Source organism: Sandarakinorhabdus sp., assembly GCF_031430775.1.
Lineage (GTDB): Bacteria > Pseudomonadota > Alphaproteobacteria > Sphingomonadales > Sphingomonadaceae > Sandarakinorhabdus.
The window spans coordinates 1-5584 of sequence record NZ_JANPCD010000071.1 but is presented as its reverse complement, the minus strand read 5'-3'; the positions used below and the strand labels follow the sequence as shown (position 1 = coordinate 5584).

Sequence of the window (5584 nt, the reverse complement as noted above, 5' to 3'; positions counted from 1 at the left end):
TGCGCTGGCCGACCAGTTGCTGCGCGAACTGGGCGTGGCGAAGGATGTGACGTTGCAATTGAACACGTTGGGCGACGCGCAAACGCGTTCTGCGTGGCGGGATGCTCTGGTGGCGCATTTCTCAGGCCATATGGACGTGCTCAGCCCGGAAAGCCGCGAGCGGCTGCAAAAGAACCCGCTGCGGATTCTGGATTCCAAGGCCGAAGGCGACAAGGCGCTGGTGGCGGATGCGCCGCGCATCGATGCGTTCATGACCGCCGAAGCAGGGGCGTTTTTCGAGGCGGTGCAAAAGGGTTTGCAGGCGTCCGGTGTGGCGTTCGTGCGGGCGGACTCGCTGGTGCGCGGGTTTGACTATTACCGCCACACGGCGTTCGAATTCGTCACCGATGCGCTGGGCGCGCAAGGCACGGTGATCGGCGGCGGGCGGTATGATGGGCTGATCGGCATGATGGGCGGGCCGGAGACGCCGGCTGTTGGCTGGGCCGGCGGGATCGAGCGGTTGGCGATGTTGGTGGCGGAGCCGCTGGCGGATGCGCCGTTGGTGGCAGTTGTGCCCGAGACACACGAGATGGAAAGCGAGGCCGCTGCCATCGCTGCGCACCTGCGCAACAAAGGCATTTCAGTCGCAATGGCATATCGCGGAAATGCCAAACGCCGCGCGGAACTGGCCGCGCGGGCAGGGGCAAAGACCATATTGTACGTCAAGTCCGACGCGGTACCCGGCCGCCGGTTGAATTTGTCCGACCGCATGAAGGACGGTAACGAAACGGATAGGCTGCTACTTATTCTGGGCAATCTTCCGGCTGACTATGCACAGTTGTCAGGTGAGGGCGCCGAATGATCGGCGCGGCCTACCCCTCTCCCGTTCGGGGAGAGGGAGGGGCCCGCCCGCCGCTTGGCGGGTGGGAGGGTGAGGGTGCGCGTCTGCTGCCAAGCCCCTCACCCGGCTCGGCTGTGCCGAGTCCGACCTCTCCCCAAATGGGAGAGGTGATGTGATCATCTCTCCCGAACGCATTGCCCAGATGGAGCGGCGCCATGCCGATCTGGCGGCGCAGATGGGCAATCCCGCGCTGGCGGCTGACAAGTTCGTGCAGCTGTCGCGTGACTATGCCGAACTGACCCCGGTGGTCGAGGCGGCGGCTGCGCTGCGGATGCTGCGGGAGGAGGCCGAGGGGCTGCGGGCGATTCCGGCCAGCGATGAAATGCACGACATGGCGCAGGAGGAACTCGCGGAGATTGCGGCAAAACTTCCCGCTGCCGAACGTGCGCTGGCGCTGCGGCTGCTGCCGCGCGATGCCGCCGATGACAAGCCGGCGATGCTGGAAATCCGTGCCGGCACCGGCGGCGATGAAGCGGCGCTGTTCGCCGGCGATCTGGCGCGCATGTATGAACGCTATGCCGCGACGCGCGGCTGGCGCTGGGAAATCATGTCGGCCTCACCGTCGGAAATGGGCGGTTTCAAGGAAATCATCGCCAGCGTTACCGGCGCATCGGTGTTTGCCCGGCTCAAGTTCGAATCCGGGGTCCACCGCGTCCAGCGCGTGCCGGCGACCGAGGCGCAGGGGCGCATCCACACCAGTGCCGCCACCGTCGCGGTGCTGCCCGAAGCCGAGGAAGTCGATGTCCATATCGACGACAAGGATTTGCGCATCGACATTTTCCGTTCAAGCGGCCCCGGCGGGCAATCGGTCAACACCACCGATTCCGCCGTGCGCATTGTCCACCTGCCCACCGGGCTGATCGTGCAGCAGCAGGACGAAAAATCGCAGCACAAGAACAAGGCCAAGGCCATGAAGGTGCTGCGCGCGCGCCTGTATGACCTGGAACGCTCCAAGATCGATGCCGCCCGGTCTGCCGACCGGCGCGCCATGGTCGGGTCCGGTGACCGGTCCGAACGCATCCGCACCTATAATTTCCCGCAGGGGCGTGTCACCGACCACCGCATCAACCTGACGCTGCACCGCCTGCCGGAAATCATCGAAGGGCCGGGGCTTGAGGAGGTCATCGCCGCGCTGATTTCCGAAGACGAAGCCGCACGGCTGGCGGACCTGGGGTGATTGCGGACGCGCTGCGAGCGGCAGCGGCGCGTATCGGCGGTGACAGCCCGCGGCTGGATGCCGAAGTGCTGCTGGCACATCACCTTGGCTGGGACCGGTCCTGGTTGTTCCTCAATCCGGACCATGGCTTTGATTCGCTGGGCTTTTTGCCGCTTGTGGAGCGCCGGGCGGCTGGCGAGCCCGTCGCCTATATTGTCGGCACACGCGAATTCTGGTCGCTGGACCTGATGGTCAGCCCGGCGGTGCTGATTCCGCGCCCCGATTCCGAAACGCTGATCGATGCAGCGCTGGCGCTGGGACGAGAACCGGGGCGCGCGCCGGAAACCGTTCTCGATCTTGGCACCGGCAGCGGCGCGCTGCTGCTGGCGGCCTTGCGCGAATTTCCCCGCGCGCGCGGGCTTGGCGTGGATGCGGCGGCGGCGGCGCTGGCGGTGGCGGCAGCCAATGCGGCGCGTCTCGGGTTTGCAGACCGCACGGCATTCCGGCTGGGCGATTGGGGGCAGGGGCTTTTGGAGCGTTTTGACCTCATCCTGTGCAATCCGCCCTATGTCGAAACCGGCGCCGAGCTATCCCGCGATGTCCGCGATCATGAACCGGCAGCGGCGTTGTTTGCCGGCGCCGACGGGCTTGATGATTATCGCCGGCTGATCCCGCAATTGCCGGGCCTGCTGGCGCCCGGCGGCGCTGCCATCATCGAGATCGGGCACCAACAGACCGACGCCGTGCTGGCGCTGGCGCACGCTGTGGGCCTGTCCGGCACTGTTCGCCGTGATCTTGGCGGGCGGGACCGCTGCTTGACGCTGGTGCGATGAAAACCGGCGCTATTGTACAGTTGTAAAATAGCACATCCGGTTTTTGCCATGTGCGGTGGCGCTAAATTCCCCCAAGTCATTGCTTATCAACGATCCCGCCGTTCATAGACTCGGCCTGAAAGCACCGCGATTTGCGGAATTCCCTTGATAAACGCAGCAAAACGCAGCCGTTCCGGGTGCCATTCCGGCTGCGCCAGCCGCCAGACATCGTCGCCGATGCCGGTCAGCATGTCGGTGCCGCCCAGATATAGCCGGTCACCGCGCGCCACCACGGCAAAGCCGCCCATCCATGGGTCATCACTTTGATACCAGCCCTGCCGCGCCAGCAAGGCCGGCGGCGTGACCGGTAGCGGCGCCTCCGTCCCCTCGCGCACGAACCGCCGGCTGCCGTGATCGAGCGCTGCGATGCCGCCGCTCTGGCGCACTGCCACCAGCGCAAAATCGGCTAGCGCCGGCAGGGACGTGACCAGCATATCGGGGCCAGCGGGTTCCAGCGCCGCGACATCGCCGCCGCCTGATATGGTGAGACCCGGCCCGATGCTGATGGTTTCGCTGCCATCACTGAAGGTGCCGGCAAATTCCTCGGGTTTGATCGCCGGGACCGCAAAGGCCGGCGGCGCGGGCGGTGCCTGCCCCTCGCGCGCCAGCCGCATGGCGCGGGCGGCATAGGCGGTGATGGCGCGCGGACGATAGTTGATGCCGCCAACTGCGCAGCTGGCAAAGGCACCGGTGCCAGCGGCCGCATCGACATGAAAGGACGAGGAAAAACTGACCATGCCGCCGGTGTGATGCAGCAGTTTGCGGCCATCCTGCTCGCGGTGCATCAGGCCCAGCCCATAGGTTTCGGTGACATTCGCCGGGTCCTGTACAACCGGGCTGGCCAACCAGACGCCGGCCTGGCCATCGGTGAGCAGCGGCGCGCCCTTGCCCTGGCCGACGGCGATCAGGAAGCCGAGATATTTGCCCATGTCGGCCAGCGTCGATGCCACCGATCCGGCGCCGAGATTGGCGTCCACCCACGGCGCCGGCGCCAGCGCTGTCTTGACCAGCGCCGGCAGGTCCGGGCGCACGGGGCCATAGCTGGCGGGGAAACGCGTGCGGTCCCGCCACTGGATGGCGCCGCGCGTTGCGGCCATGCCGAGCGGTTTGCACACGCGCGCTTCGATCACTTGGTACAGCGGCTTGCCCTCGATACGTTCGATGGCGGCACCGACCAGATCATAGCCGGTGTTGCTGTAGCTCCAATGGCTGCCGGCGGAAAAGCCGCGCCACAGCCGGCTGTCATCGGCCGGAAACGCCGGCGCGAAATCCGGCAGGCCGGTGGTGTGATCGAGCAGGCCCTGAATGGTGAACGGACCGCCCGACGACACGCCGGGCAGCCGCGCTTCGGGCAAATGCTGGCGCAGTTCGTCAGCCAGGGTCATCTTGCCTTCGGCCTGCAATTGCAGGCAGATCAGCGCGATGAAGGATTTGGAGATCGAACCGATTTGCCAGAGTTCATCGCCGGCCAGCGCCGAGGTTTCGCGGTAATCGCGCGTGCCGGACTGGATGAAAAACGGGTCGGCACCGTCCACCACGACCATGCCCATGGCCGGCAGACCGTGATGGCGGCGGTGCGTTTCCATCAGCGCGGCAATGGCGGCCAGCGCCTTTTGCTGCGCCGCATTGGCGCGCGGCGCAATGATGGCCGCGCCGGCCATGCTGGCCGAAAGCAGCATGGAGCTGCCCGCAAGAAACAAGCGGCGATCGATCGGCATGGTCAGGCGTCCCCCCGGAATTTGTCGCATAGTGACGCATTTGCAGCGTTGTAGGCAAGACTTAGAGCCGCACCATCGCCATCATCGCCTTGCTGCCATAACGGTCGCCGGCGGTGGTGCCCGGCGGCATCGCGGCGTCGAGCGTGGCCATGTCGGCGCCGGTCAACCGCAGCGCCGCAGCGCCGGCATTGTCATTCAACGTCACGCGCCGTTTCGAGCCGGGGATCGGCACGACGCCCGGCCCCCCGACGCTTTTGCCCTTGTGGAGCAGCCACGCCAGCGCGACCTGCGCCGGGCTGGCGCCGTGCGCGGCTGCGACGGACTTGACCACTGCGACCACGGCCATGTTGGTGTCGTAGTTGCTGCCCTGATAGCGCGGGTCGCGGCTGCGGTAATCGCTGGCCGGCAGATCCTCGGCGCGGGGCTGGGTGCCAGTCAGAAATCCGCGCCCCAGCGGCGAATAGGGCACGAACGCAATGCCAAGCGCCGCGCACAGCGGCCAGATGTCCGCCTCCACGCCGCGTTCCCACAGCGACCATTCGCTTTGCAGCGCCGCGATGGGGTGGACGGCATGGGCGCGCCGTATGGTCTCCGGCCCGGCTTCGGACAGGCCCAGGAACCGCACCTTTCCGGCTGTGACCAGTTCGGCCATCGCGCCCACCGTGTCCTCGATGGGCACCGCCGGATCGACGCGGTGCTGGTAGAAGAGGTCGATATGGTCGGTGCCGAGGCGTTTGAGCGATGCCTCGCACACCGCGCGGATGTTTTCGGGCCGCGAGTCGGTGCCGGACACTTGCCCGTCCCTGATGCGAAAGCCGAATTTGGTGGCGATGACGGCGTGGTCGCGCTTGCCCTTCAGCGCGCCGCCCAAAAGTTCCTCGTTCAGATATGGCCCATAGACTTCGGCTGTGTCGAAGAAGTTGATGCCCAGCTCCAGCGCGCGGTCGATGGTCGCCAG

At 66.4% G+C, this 5584-nt stretch carries 5 protein-coding genes; 3 read left to right on the top strand and 2 right to left on the bottom strand.

Annotation, left to right across the window (positions count from 1 at the left end; genetic code table 11):
* The 3 genes from RMQ73_RS03730 to prmC form a co-directional block, all read left to right on the top strand.
* Nucleotides 1-841: ATP phosphoribosyltransferase regulatory subunit (locus RMQ73_RS03730; RefSeq protein ID WP_310496682.1), on the top strand; the 841-nt coding region annotated here is incomplete at its 5' end.
* Nucleotides 842-1022: 181 nt separating this feature from the next.
* Nucleotides 1023-2057 (top strand): peptide chain release factor 1, encoded by a 1035-nt coding sequence (gene prfA / locus RMQ73_RS03725; RefSeq protein ID WP_310496684.1) that lies wholly within the window; start codon nt 1023-1025, stop codon nt 2055-2057.
* Nucleotides 2057-2869 (top strand): peptide chain release factor N(5)-glutamine methyltransferase, encoded by an 813-nt coding sequence (gene prmC / locus RMQ73_RS03720; protein WP_310496683.1) that lies wholly within the window; start codon nt 2057-2059, stop codon nt 2867-2869. Before prfA ends, prmC begins: the two co-directional genes overlap by 1 nt.
* A gap of 86 nt (nt 2870-2955) precedes the next feature.
* On the opposite strand, the gene RMQ73_RS03715 is transcribed toward prmC, so the two are convergent.
* Both RMQ73_RS03715 and RMQ73_RS03710 read right to left on the bottom strand, forming a co-directional pair.
* Nucleotides 2956-4626, bottom strand: coding sequence for a serine hydrolase domain-containing protein (locus tag RMQ73_RS03715; RefSeq protein ID WP_310496681.1), 1671 nt, complete (start codon nt 4624-4626; stop codon nt 2956-2958).
* A gap of 61 nt (nt 4627-4687) precedes the next feature.
* Nucleotides 4688-5584, bottom strand: an 897-nt coding sequence (locus RMQ73_RS03710) for an aldo/keto reductase (protein WP_310496680.1), incomplete at its 5' end; no start/stop codon positions are given.

Coding starts and splice junctions, on each gene's coding strand:
- prfA (WP_310496684.1), top strand. CDS start 1,023: ATGGAGCGGCGCCATGCCGATCTGGCGGCGCAGATGGGCAATCCCGCG.
- RMQ73_RS03715 (WP_310496681.1), bottom strand. CDS start 4,626: ATGCCGATCGATCGCCGCTTGTTTCTTGCGGGCAGCTCCATGCTGCTT.